The following is a 19,883-nucleotide window of genomic DNA, read 5'->3' as shown; positions in this document are numbered from 1 at the left end:
TCAGCGCACCTTCAGGGTGACGATGGTGACGATGGCCAGCAGGATCCCGATAATCCAGAACCGGGTCACGATTTTACTTTCGTGATACCCCATTTTCTGGTAGTGGTGGTGCAGGGGCGCCATCAGGAAAATCCGTTTCCCCTCCCCGAGCCGCCGCCGGGTATATTTGAAATAGCTCACCTGCAGCATCACCGAGATGGATTCGGCGAAAAAAATGCCGCAGAGCAGCGGTATCAACAATTCCTTGCGCACGATGATGGCAATCACGGCAATGACGCCCCCGATGGTCAGGCTGCCCGTATCGCCCATAAATACCTGGGCGGGATATGCATTATACCAGAGGAAGCCCACGAGCGCCCCCACGAAGGCGGCGATGAACACCACGAGTTCCCCGGCCCGGGGGATGAAAAATATATCCAGGTAATCCGAAAAGATGGCGTTCCCCGAAACCCAGGCAAATATGCCCAGTGTGAGCACGATGATGGCCGATGTCCCGGCCGCCAGCCCGTCGATACCATCCGTCAGGTTGGCCCCGTTGGAAACTGCGGTCACAATGAATATCACAATGGGGATGAACAACATCCAGCCGTATTTCTCAGCCCCTTCCCCGATCCAGCTTACCCATTGGCTGTAATCGAGTTCGTTGTCCTTGAAAAACGGGACATTCGTTTTCAGGGACTTCACCTCCTGCCCCTCCACCTCCTGTAATTCAAAGGATTCCGTAATCACGGTGGTGTTCTTTTCCTTCATGGTGACCTCCGGGTGGAAATACAGCGTGGCCCCCACGATGAGCCCGAGAACCACCTGGCCCGTGATCTTGAACCGCCCTTTGAGGCCTTTCTTGTTCTTTTTAAAAATCTTGATGTAGTCGTCGATAAACCCGATAACCCCCATCCAGAGGGTGGTAATTATTAGGAGGATCACATAGATATTGTCGAGCCGGGCAAATAGCAGGGTGGGAATCAGGGTGGAAACGATGATGATGATCCCCCCCATGGTAGGCGTCCCGGCTTTTTCCTGCTGCCCCTTGAGGCCCAGGTCCCGAACGGTTTCGCCAATCTGTTTGCGTTTGAGGAAGTTGATTACCCGTTTCCCGTAGGCGGTTGCAAGCACCAGGGAGAGCAACACGGCCATGGCCGCGCGGAAGGTCAGAAACCTAAAGAGCGACGCCCCGGGGAACTGGTACGTGCTTTCCAGATACTCGAACAGGTAATACAACATGCGTTGCCGTCTTTTATCGTTATTGCACCAGGTGCATTGATTCGTTCTTTATTCATACTTCCGAAGCCAGCCGCTCGAGCACCTCGCTGACCAGTTTGTAATCGTCGAAATCCCTACGGACCCCGGCAATTTCCTGGTAGGTTTCGTGCCCTTTTCCGGCAATCAGGATAATGTCACCTCCTCCGGCCATCTTGCAGGCGGTTCGGATGGCTTGTTCCCGGTCCTCGATTACGAGGACTTTCCGGACATTCTGGGGTTCCACCCCGGCCTCCATTTCCGCGATGATGTCCCGCGGGGGTTCGCGGCGGGGGTTGTCTGATGTGAATATGGCCGTTTCACTCATATCGGATGCGATATGACCCATAACCGGACGCTTAGACTTGTCACGTTCACCACCACACCCCACTACGGTGATGACGCTTTCATTTCCAGTCCTCAATGCATTGATTGTTACCAACACATTTTTTAAGGCGTCCGGAGTATGGGCATAATCAACAATAGCCGTTATGCGCTGCTTCGACACAAAATATTGGAAGCGGCCGTCAACTGTTTGCAGGCCGCTGAGTAATTGTAATATCTCGAGCTGTCCGAGCCCGAGCAGGCTGGCGGTCGCGTAGATCGCCAGTAAATTGTATGCGTTGAACTGCCCGATGAGCTTGGTCCAGACCTCGTTGTCCTGGATCTTGAGCAGTTGCCCGTCCAGCTGCTGTTCCAGAATCTGCGCGCGGAAGTCCGCATAGGAGCGAAGCGCGTAGGTGAGCTTGCGCGCCCGGGTGTTCTGGATCATGAACAGGCCGTTCTTGTCGTCGGCATTGGTCAGCGCAAATGCGCTTTTGGGCAGGCCGTCGAACAGTTTTTTCTTGGTATCCCGGTAATCGGCAAAATCCTTGTGGTAGTCCAGGTGGTCGTGGGAAAGGTTTGTGAAGATGCCCCCTTCAAAAACCAGGCCCTCTGTCCTGCGCTGGGCAATGCCGTGGGAACTGACCTCCATAAAACAGAATTCCACACCCGCCTCATTCATCCGGGACAGGTATTTATTGATCGTCAGGGAATCCGGAGTGGTCAGCCGGGTGGGGAATTCCTGGTCGTCCACCATGATTTTGATCGTCGAGATCAGCCCCACCTTGTATCCCGCCTTCTTAAAAAGCTGGTAGAGCAGCGTACTCACCGTGGTCTTCCCGTTGGTCCCGGTAACCCCCACCAACCGCAGGTTGGCAGACGGGTTCCCATAATAGTTCGAGGCCATCACCGCCAGGGCCAGTTGCGTATCCGCGACTTCCACGTAGGTCACCCCGTCCGCCAGATCCTGGGGGAGTTCCTCGCAAATCACTGCGCGCACCCCGTTTTTCACCGCCCCGTCGATAAACCGGTGGCCGTCGGCCTCCGTTCCCCGGATTGCCACAAACGCATCGGACGCGCCGGTTTCCCGGGAATCGAAACGGATCGATTCAATGCCCACAGCGGTACTGCCGCTGACTGCGTGGAGGGATACCCCGAACAACAAGTCCTTGAGTTGTTTCATGAGAGTTCCAGGACAATTCGTTTGACTTCTCGGACTTTGGTTCCCTTGGAAACCGATTGCCGTTTTACCTTGCCGTTTCCACGGACTTCCACCTGCACCCCGAGGTTTTCCAGGATGGATATTGCGTCCATCCCGCTCATCCCCCGCAGGTCCGGCAGCGTTTCCGGCGCCTGGCGCGAGGTTTCATAGTATTTTTCGTATTCCGCTTCCAACCCGGAAGGGTCAATTTGAATCCCGGCCAGGTATTGCTCGCGGGGTTTATTGGCGATAACTTTCTGGGCCACCGACCGGAATACCGGCCCCGAAACGTCCGCCCCGTAGTAGCCCACGCTTTTGTCGGGTTCGTGGATAACCACAATACAGGAGTACTGGGGGTCGTCCGCAGGGAAATAACCCGCAAACGTGGAGATATACGCCAGTTTTTCCGGGTCCTTGTGCGCGTAATTCTTTTGGGCGGTACCTGTTTTACCTGCCAGCGACAGGTAAGGGGAATACAGGCTGCGGCCCGTTCCGTGCTCCCCGGATACCACATTCTTCAGCAGCCGTTGTACCTTCCGAACCGTTTCCCGGGAACATATGGCCGGGTTGATCACCTCTTTTTCGAACCGCTCCACTGTCCGGTCCCATTCCCGAACCTCCTTGATGAGCCGGGGACGCAACAGCTCCCCGTCATTGGCGATCGCATTGTAGAAGGCGAGCGTCTGAAGGGGCGTAAGGGACACTTCATAGCCGTGGGACATCCAGGCCAGGGAAATGCCCGACCACCCTTTATCCCCCGGGTTCCGGAGTACGGGTTTGCCCTCTCCCTTGATCGGCATGCCCAGCGGCTGGGCGAGCCCCATTTCCATCAGGCGGTTAACAAACCGCTGCGGGTTCTCCTTATATCCATTGTGGATGATCTTGGCGAAAGCCGTATTGGAGGATACTTCAAATGCCTTCCCGACGGATATTTCCCCATAGCCCCCGTGTTTCGAATCGCGGACCACGCGGTCGTAGATGCGCCAGTAGCCCTTTCCGGTATCCACCACGGTACTCGTATCCACCACCTGGTCCTCCAGGGCCGCCACCAGCGACATGAGTTTAAAAGTTGAACCCGGCTCGTGGGATTCGCCAATGGCGTAATTCAGCCGTTCGTAGTACGTCCCCTCGGAGGTGCGCCCCAGGTTGCTGATCGCCTTGATCTCCCCGGTGCGGGTTTCCATCACGATTACCGTACCGTGTTCCGCCTTGTAGTGTTCCAGTTGCCGCAACAGGGCATGGTGGGCGATGTCCTGTATATTGATGTCGATGGTAGACACCACGTCATACCCGTCCTGGGGCTCAATAATATTGTCCAGGCCGATGGGCTTCCACTGCCCCTTGGCAATTTTCTGTTTGAGGCGTTTGCCTTCAACCCCCCGGAGGTAGCCCCCGAAGGCGCCTTCCAGGCCCACCCGGGTGGCATAGCCGTTTTCATCAAAGCGCTCGTATCCGACGCTGCGTTCGGCGATTTTCCCTAGGGGGTGTTCCCGCACGGTACGCTGCTCCACGATGATCCCTCCCTTGTACGGGCCTTTGCGGAACAAGGGAAATTCCCGGATCGCCATGTATTCCGAGTAATCCAGGTTCCGGGCCACCAGGAGGTACCGGTTTTTGTTGGCACGGCCCTTGCGCAATAGCTGCTCGTAATAAGCCGAAGGTTTCCCGAGCAGGTCGGACAGGGCGCGGGAGAGCGGCCCCACCCCTTGAGAAAAATCCGCATCGGAAACGGTCACCGCATCGAATCGGATGGTGTATTTGGAAACCGAAGTGGCCAGCAGGCTCCCGTCCTCGGAGTAGAGGTTGCCCCGGTTTGGGGCGATAGTAAAGAGCTTTTCGGTCCGCTGCATGGCGAGCTCCCGGTACTTATCGCCGTCCACCGTCTGGATGTTGACCAGCTTGAACACCACCGCCCCGGCAAAGAGGAACAGCCCTCCGGCGACAATATACAGGCGTACGAGTATGTTCTTCGGGGTGATAGCCACGTTATTCCTCGGGTGTTACGATTATTTTATTCGGCGGCGTTTCGGCCGGGAGCAACCCGGCTTCCTTCACGCTTTCGCGGATGGTTGATTCCAGTTTCAGCCGCTGGGCCTGCGACCGGATCTCGACAAATTCGCTGCGCAATTCCTTTACTTCCTCATTGAGTGCCGCCAGTTGGTGTACTTTTTTATCGGCAGCATGCGAACTGGCGATCATGATGGTGGCCAGCCCGGAGATAAAAACGATAAAAGCCCAATTCTTGGGGGCGTCCCCGCTTACCAGGAAGGTGCCTCTAAGTATGGATACCAAGCGTTTTCTCATGCTTCTCAATCAATTGACGGACCGCGTGTCCGTTGTTTCAATATCTGTGCGTTCTGCTATTCTGAGTTTGGCGCTCCGGGCCCTTGGGTTCTCCTCCAACTCGTCATCCCCGGGGACAATGAGCTTACCGACTTTGCGAAAGGGCGCCAGCGGGTTTCCGTAAAAATCCTTGTCAACCTCCCCCTCGAATTTCCCGGTCCGGATAAACCGCTTCACCAGTCGATCTTCCAGGGAATGGTAGCTGATCAGGCTCAAACGCCCCCCGGTCGGCAAGAGCGCAGCGGTCTGTTGCAAAAACGCCTCCAGAGCCGCGAGCTCCTGGTTCACCTCCATCCGGATGGCCTGGTAAATCCGGGCGAGCACCTTGTTCTCCTTGCCGCGGGGCAAGAAGGCGCTAACCGCTTCATTCAGGCCGTACGTGGTCTGAATGGACGCCTTGTCCCGCGCCCTGACCAACTCCCCGGCTATCTTCCCGGCGCTGCGGAGTTCCCCGTATCGCTGCAACACGCTGCGCAGCTTTTCAAAGGAATAGGTGTTGACCACATCCCGGGCCGTGATTTCCGCCCGGCGGCTCATCCGCATGTCCAGCCCGGCGTCGAAGCGGGTGGAAAACCCGCGTTCCGCACGGTCGAATTGATGGGAGGAAACCCCGAAATCCGCGAGGATCCCGTCTACCTTCAGAATGCCATAGAACTTCAAAAACTGTCGTATATACCGGAAGTTTTCCCCAATCAGCAAAAACCGTTCGTCTTCCGGTTTATTGGCCAGGGCCTCTTCGTCCTGGTCAAATGCAATCAACCTCCCTTTCGGCCCCAACCTGCCGAGGATTTCCCGGCTGTGTCCGCCCCCGCCAAAGGTGACGTCCACATAGGTGCCGTCCTCCCGGATCGCCAGCCCGTCGACCGACTCCCGGAGCAGGACCGGTTTATGATATTTCATCTCCGTCATCCCCCATCACCTCCTCGGCGAGGTCTGCAAAATCAGCAGCCGTCTCTTCGAGTACATTCTCATAGCTGTCCTTGTCCCAGATCTCCACAATATTAATTGCCGAGCTCAGGACAACTTCCTTGCCGATCCCCGCCACATCAATCAGGTTCTTGGGGATGAGCAGGCGGCCCGTGGCATCGATTTCCACCAGCTTGACCCCGGCGGTGAACCGCCGGATAAAATCATTGTTCTTTTTGCGGAAACGGTTTTTTTTGTGCATCTGCTGCATCAGCTGGTTCCACTCGGCCATGGGATATAACTCCAGGCAGGGCTGGAACACGGAACGCTTGATGACAAATCCCTCGTTCAGGATGGGAACCATCTGGTTTTTCAGCGCCACAGGGATCATAATACGGCCCTTGGAATCGGCCTTGCATTCATATGTCCCGATGAAGCTGATCACAGTTAAAGCTGGTTGTTTGGTATTATAAAACTCAAATATATAGAAATTATTACCACATTTTACCACAAATTACCACTTTGTTCATAAAAAATAGGGATTGCACCCGGAAGTCGCCAATCTGTTCCGCAATTCCGGGCGGTTTCGCAGTGGGAAGGTTGCCTGCCGCTATTCCGCCTTCAATAGCGTCTTCCAACAGGCCCGGGAAGGCCTTATAAAACCTTGCCATATGGTGGAAATGCCTATATTTGCCAACTGACAGCAGCAACCGCCTGTATGAAAGACCAGATTATCAAAGACGGTAAATACCGGTACATCGAAAAGGGCGAAGGGACCCCGATGATTATCCTTCACGGTTTGATGGGCGGCCTGAGCAACTTTCAGGGCGTCTCGGATTATTTCCCCGAAAAGGGCTACCAGGTCCTGATCCCGGAACTCCCCATCTACGACATGCCGCTTATCAAGACGAACGTGAAGAATTTTGCGCGTTTCCTGGAAGGGTTCATCGAGTACAAGGGGTTAAAAGACGTTATCCTGCTGGGGAATTCCCTGGGGGGGCATATAGGCCTGCTGCATACCAAGATGTTTCCGGAAGTAGTCCGGGCCCTGGTCATCACAGGGAGTTCCGGTTTGTACGAAAGCGCCATGGGCGACGGTTACCCCAAACGGGGCGACTACGAATTCATCAAGAAAAAGGCCGAGGACGTTTTCTACGACCCCAAGGTGGCCACCAAGGAAATCGTGGACGAGGTATACGCCACGGTGAACGACCGGATGAAGCTGGTCAAGACGCTCGCCATCGCCAAAAGCGCGATCCGACACAATATGTCCAAGGACCTGCCGGCCATGAAGACGCCCACCTGCATCATCTGGGGGGAGAACGACACAGTAACCCCGCCCAATGTGGCCAAGGAATTCCACGAACTGCTGCCGGATTCCGATTTGTTCTGGATCCCGGAATGCGGGCACGCCCCCATGATGGAACATCCGAAGGATTTTAACCGCATATTGGCTGGCTGGCTGGAAAAGCGCAACTTTTAAGGCAGCGAACCAAACCCCGGGCCTGCCCGGTAACCCGCCGTTTTTATGAAAATCCGATCTGCAGAATTCGTCGTCAGCAATACCGACGTGTCCCGGTGCCCTGCCGAGCCCCTGCCGGAATACGCTTTTATCGGCCGTTCCAATGTGGGTAAATCCTCCCTGATCAATATGCTGACCGATCGGAAACACCTGGCAAAGATCTCGGGCCGGCCGGGTAAAACCCAACTCATCAACCACTTCCGCATCAACGACAACTGGTTTTTGGTAGACCTGCCGGGATACGGGTATGCCCGGACTTCCAAAAAGGACAAGGCCGCCTTTCAAAAACTAATCCACCGGTATTTCAGGGAGCGGCGGCAATTGCTGTCGGCATTTCTGCTCGTGGATATCCGCCACGAGCCCCAGCCCATCGACCTGGAATTCATGGAATGGCTCACCGGCGAAGGAATACCCTTTGCCCTGATCTTTACCAAAGCGGACAAACTCAAACCCGGCGCCGTATCCAGGCATACGGACGGGTACCTGCAGGCCATGCGCAACGCCGGGTGGGAAGCCGACCCGCCTTTCTTTGTGACCTCCTCCCTGAAGGGGATCGGCAAGGATGAGGTTCTTGCTTATATCGGGGAGATCAATCAAAATTTCCGGGAGGCTTCCGGGGGACCCCCCCAATAAAAATTACGCCAGAACCCCGCAAACTGCCAGCAGCCCCCGGCATTCACGCCAGCCGTTCCCGCAATACGTCCACCAGGTCCTCGAGCCGTTTGACCGCATTCAATTCCCGTGCGGAAAGCAGTATCCGAAGGTGTCCGCTGCGCACTTCCAGCACCGCAGGCAAGGCAACAGCCTCCAGGTCCTTTTCGGCCTGGAGTTCCCGGTATTCATCGCGGTGCAGGAAATGGACGGGCCTGTCCACGGCCTGCAGGAACGCCCTCCAGGACTCCCGGGGCCCTATCGGGCCGTGCGTGAGTTTACAGAGGTTGCAGCCGTAGGTATCCGGACGCATATACTTATGAAGCGTATCCCAAAAAGCCTGGCGCCATCCGGTATCCGCATTGTAGACGAATACCAGGGTTCCGTCTTCCTCCAAAAATTCCGTGTTCATTTTTGTCTTCCTTTCCTTTCTGGCACTGCGCGCCCTTTTCAGTTGGTTCCTTCTTAGGTCAATTCCTTACAATCCCATCTCCTTTAACCTTTCATTAGGCCGGCCCGGCCGGGGAGTTCAGTAAATTAGCCGGAAGTGAAACCGGATATCCATTAAGTTATGAAAAAGATTGTACATCCCTCAGGAGATCGGGGGTTCGCCGACCACGGTTGGCTGAAAAGCAGGCACAGCTTCAGTTTTGCATCCTTCTACGACCCGGATAAAATTCAGTTCGGGGCACTGCGCGTCCTGAACGACGACCGCGTGGCTCCCGGGAAGGGGTTTGGCACCCACCCGCACCGGGATATGGAGATCATTTCCATCCCCCTGGAGGGCGCTCTGGAACACGAGGACAGCATGGGTAACAAAGCGGTAATCCGCGAGGGGGATATCCAAGTGATGAGTGCCGGCACCGGCGTCCGCCACAGCGAATACAATAAAAACCAGGATCGGGAGGTAGCCTTCCTGCAAATCTGGATCCTCCCCGATACGCCCGGGGTGAGCCCCCGGTACGATCAAATCCGGCTCGACCCGGCTGCCGCGCGAAACAAATGGTTTACCGCCCTGGGCCCGCAAGGGAAACACGACGGCCTGTGGATCCACCAGGATGCCTGGCTGCACCTCGGTCACTTTGAATCCGGACAAACACCCCGCTACTCGCTGAAGGCGCCGGAACACGGGCTTTATATTTTTGTCCTGGAAGGTGAAGTGCAAGTGGCGGATACGCGGCTGGCCGACCGGGATGCCCTGGGGGTCTGGCAAACTGGCTCGGTGGACTTCGACATCCTGGAGCAGAGCCGCATACTGCTTATCGAGGTGCCGATGGCGGAACAGGCAGGTACCTGAATCGAGCAATCCAGCAAATTTGATATTTGTCATGAATTATTCGTATCCTAGGGGGTAGATTTACAATCAAACCTATATTCAACGCATGGAACGCATCAACGACATCCTTGTCCCCTTTGATTTTTCCCCACCTTCCGAACAGGCCCTGGCCTACGCCCTGGATTTTGTGGGAAGCCGCCCCGGCAAAAAGATCACCCTTTGCTTTATGCAGGAAAAAGAAGACCTGAAGGCCCTGGAGAAACAGTTTGCGGATATTCGCGCCGGACTCAGCAAAGCGTTCCGCTCCGAATTGGACTGGGTGCATTTTTCGCCCCCGTCGGTGCCCGGCCTGATTGACAAGAGCCGGGAACTCCACACCGACCTGATCCTGATGGGCACTTCCGGCTCCCAGGATCCGGAGGGAACCACCCACACCTCGCAAACCGTCCTGTCCACGGATTGCCCGGTTTTGGTAATCCCCCAGGGGGTCCCGGAGGAATTCCGCCTGAAGAAAATCGCCCTGGTACTCGGCAGCAACGAAATAGACGACCCCAAGGATCTGGGGACCTTGCTGAATTTTGCACGAACCTTCAATGCGCAGGTGCACGTGCTGACGATTCAGACCACCCCTGGCGTATACGGGTATTCCAGGGAGGAAGAAAAGAACGAGCGGCTACTCGAGTACTACCTGGAAGATTTCTATGCCCAGCATACCTTTATAGAGAGTGACGACATGGTGGAAGGGATTTTTGACTACGCCCAGGAAAAAGAAATGGACCTGATTGCCATCCTGCCACGCAATCACGTGCGCAATGGCAAGCCGTCCGAGGGACGGCTCACCCGGATCCTGACCCTGCAATCCCGAATCCCCCTGCTGGCCATCGAGCACTAAGGACCTCTTATATGTCCTTGCTCCTGACCACTTGTCGGCCATTGGAGTCATTAAAAGGCCGATTTAAATAGAAAGCAACCATTTATACGTAATTTCCGCGGCAAAACGAATTGTACACACCGAAATACCACCCAATATGTCGCAACCCGTCTCCCCCTACCGCAACTGGTACCACCCGTACACCCCCGACCGGAAATACGCCCGCCGTGCAGCCTACTTCAGCATGGAGTTCGGTATCGACCAGGGGCTGAAAATCTATTCCGGGGGCCTGGGCTTTTTGGCCGGCTCCCACCTGAAGTCCGCCTTTGACCTGAAACAGAATATGATCGGTATCGGGATGCTTTGGAAATACGGCTATTACGACCAGGAGCGGCAGCAAGACGGCACCATGGCATCCCGCCTGGTGGAAAAAAGATACGATTACCTCCAGGATACGGGGATTGAGCTTTCGGTGGCTATTAATGACAACCCGGATGTTCGGGTTCGGGTCTGGGTACTCCCACCGGATGTCTTTCAGACAGTACCCCTGTACCTGCTCAGCACGGATGTCCCCGACAATGACCACCTTTCCCGGACGATCACCGACCGCCTCTACGACCCGAATGACGAAACGCGAATCTCCCAAAGCATTGTACTGGGAATCGGCGGGGCAAAGCTTGTCGGGCTGCTGGGAGGGGCCGACTGCTACCACCTGAACGAAGGCCATGCACTCCCGGCTTTTTATTACCTGCGCGACCAGGGGGTTCCCTCCTCCCAAATGGTCTTCACCACGCATACGCCGGAGAAAGGCGGAAACGAAACCCGCAATGGCTACCACCTGAACAACCGCGGATTCTTTGGCCGCCGGTTGCCCGACCCGGAATTGCGCCGGCAACTCGTCGGGGAAGAGCTCAATTATACCGTATCGGCCCTTCGGCATTCCAAAAAGGCGAATGCGGTTTCCAAACTGCACGCCCGGGTGGCCCGGCAGATGTGGCAACCCTTTGGCCTGGATTCCCGGATCGTCCCCATTACCAATGCCCAGCACCCGGGATACTGGACGGATCCTGCACTGCAAAAGCACTTTGAGAAAAATCAGGTTAAAGCCTTCCGAAAGCGCAAAACGCAAATGAAGGCCGACCTGTTCCGGGAAGTCATGAACCAGACCGGAAAGCGGTTTGACCCGGAGGTCCTCACCGTGGTCTGGGCCCGGCGGTTTGCCGCCTACAAACGGGCAGACCTGCTGTTGCGGGATTTTGAGCGTTTCCGAAAACTCCTGACCAACCCGGAAAAACCCATACAGATTATCTGGGCGGGCAAGCCCTACCCGGAAGACTACGGCGCCATCAATATCTTCAACCGACTCATCGAGGTCAGCTGGGGGTTCCCCAACCTGAGTGTGCTGACCGGCTATGAGATGGAACTCTCCAGGTTGCTGAAGGAAGGCTCGGATATCTGGCTCAACACCCCGCGAATCACCCGAGAGGCCTCCGGTACCAGCGGGATGACGGCTGCGATGAACGGTTCGCTGAACCTGACGGTGAACGACGGTTGGATCCCCGAGTTTGCCCGTCACGGCGAAAATGCCTTTGTCCTTCCCGAGGCAGATCCCGGACAGCCCCACAGCGTCCAGGACGAGGTAGACAGCAAAAACCTGTACGAAATACTCGAGAAAGACGTATTGCCCTTATACTACGAGCAACCCGAAAAATGGATGGAGATGGTATTCCGCGCCAAGGAGGAAGTTGTCCCTGCGTTTTCGAGCCACCGGATGGCCGACGCCTACTACCGGGAGCTCTACAAGGCCTGACCTCCCGGGCCGGGCGAATCGCCTTTTAGTTCGAGCTTCTCGGCAAAGTAGTCGCAGAAATCCTTCATGGTGGCCGTCATCTTTTCGTCCTGGGTGGCCTTCATAAACGTATCGGAAAGCGCCACCAGGGTCTGGTGGAAAAAGATCTTCATCTCCTCCACGGGCATGTCCTTGGTCCAGAGGTCAATTTTCAGGGACTCTTTGTTTGCGCTGTCCCAAACAGACAGGAGCATCGCCTTGGCTTCCTCGTTTTCAATCCCGCCGTCCTGGGCAGACCAGTGCAGCTTTTCCGGGACCCGGTTTTCATCCAGGGCCACCCGAAGGGTTATTTCCGATGTATGTAGTTCCGACATAATTTCTTATCTGGGGGGTTTGTAATTTGATTCCCTGAACAGTGCCTCCCCGGGCAATTCCATCAGTTGGCGAAGTTCCGTATCCGGGTTGGCCTCCATATAGGAGCGCACAATCTGCCATCCCATATAGCGACCGATCCTCCCGGGCGATTCGTTGTCGAGTTCCAGTCGGAACTTGCTGAAAGGCGCCGGGTCCAAAAATCGCGGGCCCAGTTCCCGGTCCGTGCTGTAGAGCAGTTCCCGTTCAATCAGGTAGCGCCAGATCTGGGCTTCGTTCTCCCGGGCCCATTGGAGCTCCTCCCCGGTATAGCCGATTTTGGTCGAATCCGGTTCCAGGGGCAGCAATTGATCCTTCAGGTAGAGGATTTTACCGTAATAAACCATCTGGCCGACAAAACTCCGCTCCCGGGGAGCCGGGACCACCGACCGGGCAAATGCCGCCGCCACATCGCTCATCATGAAATCCGCATCCAGGGATTTGGCGATATACCGGTCCATGTTGCCGTAGAAGGGGTGGTCCGGGCCCAGGTAGTTGTCCAGGCCAATCAGCAACAGCGTATCGGCCAGGACCACCCGGTTTTGGTAATCCACATCCGTTGTCAGCGTGATGACCGAAGGCACCGGGCGATCGGGAAAATAAAATTGTACGTGCTTGTAGAAGAGTTCGAGTTCCCGGGTAAACGGCTCAAAATCGGGAAAAACCCGTTCCACCTCTGCCCGCAGCCGGGTTTGCAGGGAATCCTCTTTTTTGGCCAGCCAAATACTGTCCGGGAATTGGGACGGAAACAGGTAGGGGAACCGGGCTTTTAAACCGGGGAGCTCCTCAGGGGCCACAGTGTCAAAGGCACGGTCAAATCGATGGACCTCGAGGTCTACCGGTATCCGGGCAATGCGTTCGGGTACATTCGCCCCGGTTTCCCCACAGCTGCAGAACAGCACCATGGCAACAACAGGTATTCCTTTTATAAGTAATCGCAGCAAGGCTTTCGTATTAGGAGGCGGGGTGCTATTTTTACGGGGCAAAGTTAGTGGTTTTCCAATTGAAACTAAAGCGGGATGCAATCTGAAAAAATCATCGAACATATCGTTAACTGGTTAAAGGACTATGCCCGTGATGCGGGAATGAAGGGGTTTGTCGTCGGGGTCTCCGGGGGCATCGATTCGGCCCTCACCTCCACGTTATGCGCCCGGACCGGGCTGGAGGTGCTCTGTCTGGAAATGCCCATTCACCAATCCACAGCTCAGGTTACGCGGGCTGCCAACCATATCGAATGGCTCCGGAACCAGTATCCCAACGTGCGGTCCGAATGGATCAACCTGACCCCGGTATTCGACAGCCTGATCGGGGTACTCCCGCCGGTGGAATCCGAAGACTCGCGGTTTATGTCCCTGGCCAATACCCGCGCCCGGTTGCGAATGACCTCCCTGTATTATTTCGCCGCCCTGGAAAAGTACCTGGTGGCCGGAACGGGCAACAAGGTGGAGGATTTCGGGGTGGGATTCTACACGAAATACGGGGACGGAGGCGTGGACCTCAGCCCGATTGCGGACCTGCTGAAGACAGAGGTATACCAGCTGGCTTCCCATTTGGGAATCAATAAGGAAATCCAGGATGCCCCGCCCACGGACGGGCTCTGGGGAGACAACCGCACGGATGAAGACCAGATTGGGGCCTCCTACCCGGAATTGGAGTGGGCCATGGAGATGGACGAACGGGGCAAAAAAGCCGATGATTTTAAGGGTCGGGAGCGTGAAGTCTTTAAAATATACAAACACCTCAATACCGTTAATCGACACAAAATGCTTCCTATCCCGGTGTGTGAAATTCCGGAATCCCTCAAATAAGCCACTCAGCCCCAATTCGATGCATTATCTCGAGAATTGAGGGAGATTTCCTAACCAATCGGGAATTTTTTGACAATTTTGTTGAGGTAATAACGGATTTAAGCCTTACATTGCATGTCAGTTTTTAGGGACGTGCCGAGCCTTGAAATCGATAAACAAACCAAAATGATCAATGTACTAATTGCGGATAATCACCCGGTTGTCCGTCTTGGCATCAAACAAGTTCTGGAAAATGATGGCGATATTCAGGTTCTCGGAGACGTTGGAACCACCACGGCGCTTTTCCAGATGCTTTCAAAAGCGACCCCCGACGTACTGATCCTCGAGATGGATATTCCGGAAATCAACGGAATTGCCACCCTGCGCAAAATGAAAGATGAATACCCGGAAGTCCAGGTGCTGATTTACAGTGGCCAGTCCGAGGACGTCTATGCCCTGAGCACCATCCGTGCCGGCGCGCGCGGCTACCTTTCAAAAAGCGCCGAACTCTCCTACCTGGCCGATGCCGTGCATAAGGTAAGTGACGGGGGCATGTTCATCACCAATGAACTCGCCCAGCGGCTGGCCTTTGACGAAGGCACCCAGAAACCCCGCCGCTTTTTCCGCAAGCTGTCTACCCGCGAGGTGGAAGTCCTTAAAATGCTGGCGAGCGGCAAACGAAACAAGGAAGTGGCCCTTGGCCTGAACCTGAACGAAAAAACCGTCAGTACCTACAAGGCCCGCCTGATGAAAAAGCTGAATGTCGACAATATGGTCGATTTGCTTCAACAAGCCAAAGCCCTGGAATTATACTGATTGCAGCGAGGCGAATACTGGATAAAAAAGCCCGGATCCCCGGGCTTTTTTATTTTCGTTGCCCGGGACGCGGGGGATACGCGGCACGTCCCTCAGCTTGCCGGGGTATCGCTTTCAGGATAATACCCGGTTGAGCTTTTTGTTGAGGAGTTTGTTGAGTTGCAGGTAATTGATAATCTCCTCCAGCACCTCGGCATTCGTCTCCCCGGGACGGGATTCGGTCTGCCCCCTCAGCGCCTCGATGCGCTTTTTGATCAGGTAACACCTCAGGGAGAGGATGGTTTCGCTTACGAGTTGCCCCAGGCTGTCCTGCTTTTGTTTCGGGTAGATATCCTTGCGTTCCCAATGGTGCAGCTCGTACTTCTCCTCGTCCATGAGGATGGCCGATAATTCCCCGGCAAATTCCGCATCCGCCTCTTCGGTTAACCGGTGCACGCTGAAATCCGGTTCGGAATTCAGCTTCTCGATGAGTTTGTAGTAGAGGCTCCGGAATCGGGCGTCGCTGAGTTCAATTTCATCCTCCTGAAGGTCCAGAAAAATTTTCTCAAAAACGCGTACTTCGCTACGCTCAGGTTCCAATACCAACTCCCCTTCGTCGTTCTCCTTCAGGACGAGATCCTCGAATTCCTCGGACTCCCTGCCGTAGAGCAGCAGTACTTCGATAATTTTACGCTCCAGCTCGTACTGGGGGTCTACCTTGGCGGCAGCGGGATCCTGCCGGACCACTTCCATGGGTCCCGGTTCGGGCTTGCGCGCCTCTTCCCGCTGGGCCTTGCGGGTCATCTGTGCCAGCGTGTTAAAGAGGACTTCTTCGGATATCCCCATCAGGGAGGCGCACTCCTGTACGTAAACCTCCCGTTTGATGCGATCGGGGATCCGGGCGATGCTGCTGACGATATCCCGGATGGTCTCTGCGCGCCGGATCGGGTCGTTGGCGGCTTCTTCGGTTAGCAGGGCCGTTTTAAACTGTATAAAATCCCGGGAATTCTCCTTGAGGTAGGCCTCGATGGCATCCCGGGAATGAGACCGTGCAAAACTGTCCGGGTCCTCCCCTGCCGGGAACGTGCATACCCGGACGTTCAGCCCCTCTTCCAGGATCAGGTCGATCCCCCGGAGGGATGCCCGCAGCCCGGCTGCATCCCCGTCAAAAAGGACCACCACGTTCACCGTCAGGCGTCGGATCAGGCGGATTTGTTCCGGGGTCAGCGCCGTACCGCTGGAGGCGACCACGTTTTCAATGCCGCTCTGGTACAACTGGATGACATCCGTATACCCTTCCACCAGGTAACAGACATCCTCGCGGGCTATTGCCTTCTTGGCGTGGTAGATGCCGTAGAGCACCTTGCTCTTGTGATAAATCTCGCTTTCGGGCGAATTCAGGTACTTGGCGACTTTCTTCTCGGAACTCAGGGTCCGGCCCCCGAATCCGAGAACCCGTCCGCTCATGGACTGGATGGGGAAGAGTACCCGCCCCTTGAAGCGGTCGAATTTCCTCGGTGGCTGGGCGGGGTCGGCGGCGGGTTTCACTATGGTCAGGCCCGTTTTCTCCAGGAATTCCAGTTGATAGCCCTTTTCCAGGGCCGCATCGGTAAAGGCAGACCACTGGTCCGGGTTGTACCCCAAGCCGAATTCGCGGATAGTATCTTCGGAAAACCCGCGCTCTTTAAAATACGTCAGCCCGATGGCCTTCCCGCTCTCGCTCTCCCAAAGGCACTCCTGGAAAAAATCCCGGGCAAACTCGCTGACCAGCAACATGCTTTCCCGTTCACTCGCCTGCTCCTTCTCCTCGTCCGTCCGCTGGGTTTCCTCTACTTCAATCTGATATTTGCGGGCCAGGTATTTGATGGCCTCCGGGTAGGTGAAATGCTCGTGTTCCATTAGAAACGCCACCACATTGCCCCCCTTGCCGCTGCTGAAATCCTTCCAGATCTGTTTCACCGGGGAGACCATAAAGCTCGGCGTCCGTTCGTCCGTGAACGGGCTCAGCCCCTTGAAGTTGGAGCCGGACTTTTTTAACTGCACAAAATCCCCGATGACCTCTTCCACGCGGGCGGCGTCAAAAACCTTGTCAATAGTCGTCCTGGCAATCAATTCTTCCCGTTTTTGGCAAAGGTAAATGTACGAAATCGTATGGTCCGGAAAAAGGTATTATATCCCGGGTCGTACTGGAAAAAATAAGGGGCGCCCGAAAGCGCCCCTACCGTTATCGGGAATCCGGAACAACGGCTCAAAGGTCAAATCGCAGGCCCAGGGACAGGTTGTGCTCGTCCACCGCCGCGTTTTCAAATATGGGGTTCAGGTCGTACTTGGCATAGAGCAGCACCCCTTCCACGCCGATGTACCCGGCCAGGCCATAGACCAGGTCGGAGGTATTGTAGCCCCTTTTCAGTTTGTCTTTTACGCGTTCCCCGTCCCGGGTGTACTTGAGTTTCTGGCGCGCCCCCAGGTTGAAGCCGCCGTACCCGCCCAGCCCGATGCGGAACTGGTTCTCCAGGGAATACCGGAAATGGTCCTCGTACTCCTTGTAGCGCGAAGGCCCGAATTCCAGGTACACGGGCACCACCAGATTGTCCATCCGGAATTTGGATTTGTCCAGCTCGTACTCAAATTCCTGCAGGTTGGTTTGCCCGTCCTCGGCTACGAAATACTGGTTGCCCTCCGGTTTTAAGCCATTGAATTGCAGGGATACCCCGTAATGGAACCGCAAAAAATTACTGTTGTTGAAAACCCGGGTCCGCCAGGACCAGCCAATCTCAAAAAACCGGCTGCCGGCGAGTTTATAGGGGGCCTCCTCCAGGCTCCGGCCGGAAGCCAGAGCATTGTTGAAGCCCACGGCCACCACCAGGTCGGAATACGTGCGGCGGTCGTATTTTACCGGCCGGTTCCGTTCGCGCCAGCCAAACACATCCTCGTCGTTAAACCGGATGTTGAAGCCCACCACCTCCCCGGCATCATCACGGTTCTTCCGGGTGCCGAGCACTTCACCTTCGTTCCGCTCCAGCAGGGCAATCTCCCGGTCGATCATGTTGATCCGGTCCGCGATATTCAGGGCGCGTTTTTCAGCGGCGGCTTCTTTGAGCTGCGCTGCCTCCGCCTCCGTAATCTCCCCGTCAATCAGGCGCTCCTCAATACGCAGGATTTCCTGTTTCAACGCCTCCTTCTCCTGAAGGGAGACCTGCTCCCGCATCTCTTTGAGGGATTCGACGCGATTTTCATAAGGTTCCTGGCCCAGGGCGATTTGTGTACTTGCGAGGATCAACATGGGGATTAACAGGCGTACTAATGTGTTCATTTCTTTTTGATTTGATGATTGATGAATAGACTCCTCCCGGACCCCGTTACGGGATCGGAATAATTGTTTGTATTTCAATGGGTTAATTGTTCCGGTCGGCTACTGCCGTCCGCACCTTCCTAAAGCCGTCTTTCAACTTTTCGAACAGCTCTTCCCGAAAAGTCTGGTCGAGTTCCGATTCGGCGGCCGAAAGTAGCGACCGCGCGTCCACCGAATCCCGGGGCATGCGGTAGGCCGAGGCAGCTATCCGCTCCTGCGCCTCCCGCAGCAGCGAATCGATTTCGGCATCCGTAACGACAGCGCCCCCTTCCTGCTCCCGTTGGGCAACCTCCGTGAGGATGGCATCGAGTTGCCGGTTTATCTGCAAGGCCAGGCCGCTGGTATCCACCCCGGTTGCCGGGGCCTCCCCGTTATTGGCGATATCCGGGCCGGGATCATCATTTAGCGGCAATTGGGCCGCCCGCGTCGGATCTGCCGACGGTTGCCTTCCTGCCGCAGATTCGGTGGCTTCCCGACGTTTCTCCGGGCTGGCCTCCCCGGCCAGGGCATCCGCAGGGGGCTGCTCCCCGGGGGGTTGTGACTGTTGGCGGTCCTCCGCCCGGGTGTCCGGGGCGGCAACTACGGGCAGGTCCCCGGAAGCCGGATACGGCCCCATGGGATCAATGCCCCCGGCGCTTCCCGGGCCGGATAGCATCCGAACCCCCAGGACGATCAGCAGGCAGGCTGCCGCAGCGTACATCCAGGGCAACCAACGTTTCCGACGGCCCGCCCCACGGGGTACGTCGAGCCGTCCGGACAGGCGCTCCCAGGCCCCGGGGGTCGGTTGGATCTCCTGTTCCTGTAATTTTTCCTTTATTTTCCTTTCAAAATCAACGGGTGCCATAGCGGGTAATTTGATGTTTTTCCAGCTGCTCCTGCAGCAATTTCCGGGCCTTGTACAGCTGGGATTTGGAGGTGCTCTCGGATATATCCAGCAACTCCGCAATCTCCGGGTGTTTGTAACCTTCCACAACGTATAGGACAAAAACGGTCCGGTACCCTTCGGGCAAGGCGTCAATGAGCTCGTAAATCTGGCGCAATTCCAGGAAATCCGATTCCCGATCCGGTTTGCTGGCGGGCTCCGGCAGTTCCTCCTGGAGCACCAGGAATTGCCTTTTGCGCAAAAAGTCAATCGATTGCCGCACCATGATCCTACGCATCCAGCCTTCAAAACTCCCTTCGTGCCTGTAGGTTGCCAGGTTTTCAAAGACCTTGACAAACCCTTCGATCATCACGTCTTCTGCGTGCTGCAGGTCCCGTACATACCGACGGCAAACAGCCAGCATTTTCGGGGACCAGTGTTCGTAAAGCGTTTTCTGTGCTTCCCGATGCCCATCGCGGGCCTTTCGGATAAGGGCCTTCTCGTTCTGAAATAAGGCGATGATCTTCACGGTTTGGTGTCGGTTTCTATAGATATAG

20 protein-coding genes are annotated in these 19,883 nt (G+C 55.8%); 7 read left to right on the top strand and 13 right to left on the bottom strand.

What is annotated here, in order from left to right; all coding sequences use genetic code 11:
• Genes mraY through mraZ form a run of 6 tightly spaced genes read right to left on the bottom strand, consistent with a single transcriptional unit; the run spans position 1 to position 6,455 of the window.
• The gene (gene mraY, locus AC3DKS_RS06970; protein ID WP_272607522.1) at positions 1-1,221 is read right to left on the bottom strand and encodes a phospho-N-acetylmuramoyl-pentapeptide-transferase; all 1,221 of its coding nucleotides are present in this window, start codon (positions 1,219-1,221) and stop codon (positions 1-3) included.
• Positions 1,222-1,273: 52 nt separating this feature from the next.
• Complete coding sequence (locus AC3DKS_RS06965) at positions 1,274-2,743, bottom strand: UDP-N-acetylmuramoyl-L-alanyl-D-glutamate--2,6-diaminopimelate ligase (protein ID WP_015755770.1); 1,470 nt, start codon at positions 2,741-2,743, stop codon at positions 1,274-1,276.
• A complete protein-coding gene (locus AC3DKS_RS06960) occupies positions 2,740-4,746 on the bottom strand; it encodes a penicillin-binding protein (protein WP_015755771.1) in 2,007 nt (668 codons plus the stop codon). The genes AC3DKS_RS06965 and AC3DKS_RS06960 overlap by 4 nt, the downstream gene beginning before the upstream one ends.
• 1 nt (position 4,747) lies before the next feature.
• Positions 4,748-5,065 (bottom strand): FtsL-like putative cell division protein, encoded by a 318-nt coding sequence (locus AC3DKS_RS06955; protein ID WP_015755772.1) that lies wholly within the window; start codon positions 5,063-5,065, stop codon positions 4,748-4,750.
• Positions 5,066-5,074: 9 nt separating this feature from the next.
• Entirely contained in the window at positions 5,075-6,004 is a 930-nt protein-coding gene (gene rsmH, locus AC3DKS_RS06950; protein WP_049764906.1) for a 16S rRNA (cytosine(1402)-N(4))-methyltransferase RsmH, read from the bottom strand.
• The gene (mraZ, locus tag AC3DKS_RS06945) at positions 5,991-6,455 is read right to left on the bottom strand and encodes a division/cell wall cluster transcriptional repressor MraZ (RefSeq protein ID WP_015755774.1); all 465 of its coding nucleotides are present in this window, start codon (positions 6,453-6,455) and stop codon (positions 5,991-5,993) included. Before mraZ ends, rsmH begins: the two co-directional genes overlap by 14 nt.
• A 273-nt stretch (positions 6,456-6,728) precedes the next feature.
• On the opposite strand from mraZ, the gene AC3DKS_RS06940 reads away from it, so the two are divergent.
• Both AC3DKS_RS06940 and yihA read left to right on the top strand, forming a co-directional pair.
• Positions 6,729-7,493: an alpha/beta fold hydrolase gene (locus AC3DKS_RS06940; protein ID WP_015755776.1), complete on the top strand. Its 765-nt coding sequence runs from the start codon at positions 6,729-6,731 to the stop codon at positions 7,491-7,493.
• A 45-nt stretch (positions 7,494-7,538) separates the two neighbouring features.
• On the top strand, positions 7,539-8,165 hold the full coding sequence (gene yihA, locus AC3DKS_RS06935; protein WP_272607523.1) for a ribosome biogenesis GTP-binding protein YihA/YsxC: 627 nt from the start codon (positions 7,539-7,541) through the stop codon (positions 8,163-8,165).
• 43 nt (positions 8,166-8,208) lie between these two features.
• Here yihA and AC3DKS_RS06930 read toward each other — a convergent pair whose 3' ends face one another.
• Positions 8,209-8,595, bottom strand: a complete 387-nt coding sequence (locus AC3DKS_RS06930) for a hypothetical protein (protein WP_272607524.1) — start codon at positions 8,593-8,595, stop codon at positions 8,209-8,211.
• 159 nt (positions 8,596-8,754) lie between these two features.
• Between AC3DKS_RS06930 and AC3DKS_RS06925 the strand changes: the two genes are divergently transcribed.
• The 3 genes from AC3DKS_RS06925 (at position 8,755) to glgP (ending at position 12,140) form a co-directional block, all read left to right on the top strand.
• A complete protein-coding gene (locus AC3DKS_RS06925) occupies positions 8,755-9,480 on the top strand; it encodes a pirin family protein (RefSeq protein WP_272607525.1) in 726 nt (241 codons plus the stop codon).
• Positions 9,481-9,565: 85 nt separating this feature from the next.
• Positions 9,566-10,351 carry a universal stress protein gene (locus AC3DKS_RS06920; RefSeq protein WP_015755780.1) on the top strand — a complete coding sequence of 262 codons (786 nt, stop codon included), beginning with the start codon at positions 9,566-9,568 and terminating at the stop codon, positions 10,349-10,351.
• A 136-nt stretch (positions 10,352-10,487) separates the two neighbouring features.
• Positions 10,488-12,140, top strand: a complete 1,653-nt coding sequence (glgP, locus tag AC3DKS_RS06915) for an alpha-glucan family phosphorylase (protein WP_272607526.1) — start codon at positions 10,488-10,490, stop codon at positions 12,138-12,140.
• On the opposite strand, the gene gldC is transcribed toward glgP, so the two are convergent.
• Together gldC and gldB are read right to left on the bottom strand one after the other, a co-directional pair.
• Positions 12,128-12,493: a gliding motility protein GldC gene (gene gldC / locus AC3DKS_RS06910; protein ID WP_015755782.1), complete on the bottom strand. Its 366-nt coding sequence runs from the start codon at positions 12,491-12,493 to the stop codon at positions 12,128-12,130. The two genes, glgP and gldC, sit on opposite strands and share 13 nt — an antisense overlap.
• Before the next feature lie 6 nt (positions 12,494-12,499).
• Entirely contained in the window at positions 12,500-13,435 is a 936-nt protein-coding gene (gene gldB / locus AC3DKS_RS06905) for a gliding motility lipoprotein GldB (protein ID WP_272607527.1), read from the bottom strand.
• A gap of 114 nt (positions 13,436-13,549) precedes the next feature.
• Here gldB and nadE point away from each other — a divergent pair, with 114 nt between their 5' ends.
• Positions 13,550-14,338, top strand: a complete 789-nt coding sequence (gene nadE, locus AC3DKS_RS06900; protein WP_015755784.1) for an NAD(+) synthase — start codon at positions 13,550-13,552, stop codon at positions 14,336-14,338.
• A gap of 165 nt (positions 14,339-14,503) precedes the next feature.
• The gene (locus AC3DKS_RS06895; protein WP_041327936.1) at positions 14,504-15,133 is read left to right on the top strand and encodes a response regulator; all 630 of its coding nucleotides are present in this window, start codon (positions 14,504-14,506) and stop codon (positions 15,131-15,133) included.
• Positions 15,134-15,247: 114 nt separating this feature from the next.
• Here the strand turns inward: AC3DKS_RS06895 and dnaG are convergent, their stop codons facing one another.
• The 4 genes from dnaG to AC3DKS_RS06875 form a co-directional block, all read right to left on the bottom strand.
• Complete coding sequence (gene dnaG / locus AC3DKS_RS06890; protein WP_015755786.1) at positions 15,248-17,224, bottom strand: DNA primase; 1,977 nt, start codon at positions 17,222-17,224, stop codon at positions 15,248-15,250.
• Between the two features lie 136 nt (positions 17,225-17,360).
• Positions 17,361-18,425 (bottom strand): porin family protein, encoded by a 1,065-nt coding sequence (locus tag AC3DKS_RS06885; RefSeq protein WP_272607528.1) that lies wholly within the window; start codon positions 18,423-18,425, stop codon positions 17,361-17,363.
• An 82-nt stretch (positions 18,426-18,507) separates the two neighbouring features.
• On the bottom strand, positions 18,508-19,308 hold the full coding sequence (locus AC3DKS_RS06880; protein ID WP_272607529.1) for a hypothetical protein: 801 nt from the start codon (positions 19,306-19,308) through the stop codon (positions 18,508-18,510).
• On the bottom strand, positions 19,295-19,855 hold the full coding sequence (locus tag AC3DKS_RS06875) for an RNA polymerase sigma factor (RefSeq protein ID WP_272607530.1): 561 nt from the start codon (positions 19,853-19,855) through the stop codon (positions 19,295-19,297). Before AC3DKS_RS06875 ends, AC3DKS_RS06880 begins: the two co-directional genes overlap by 14 nt.
• Between the last annotated feature and the right edge of the window lie 28 nt (positions 19,856-19,883).

Source organism: Robiginitalea sp., from assembly GCF_982776155.1.
The sequence above is the reverse complement of the archived record's forward strand: the minus strand, read 5'-3'. Positions and strand labels throughout refer to the sequence as shown.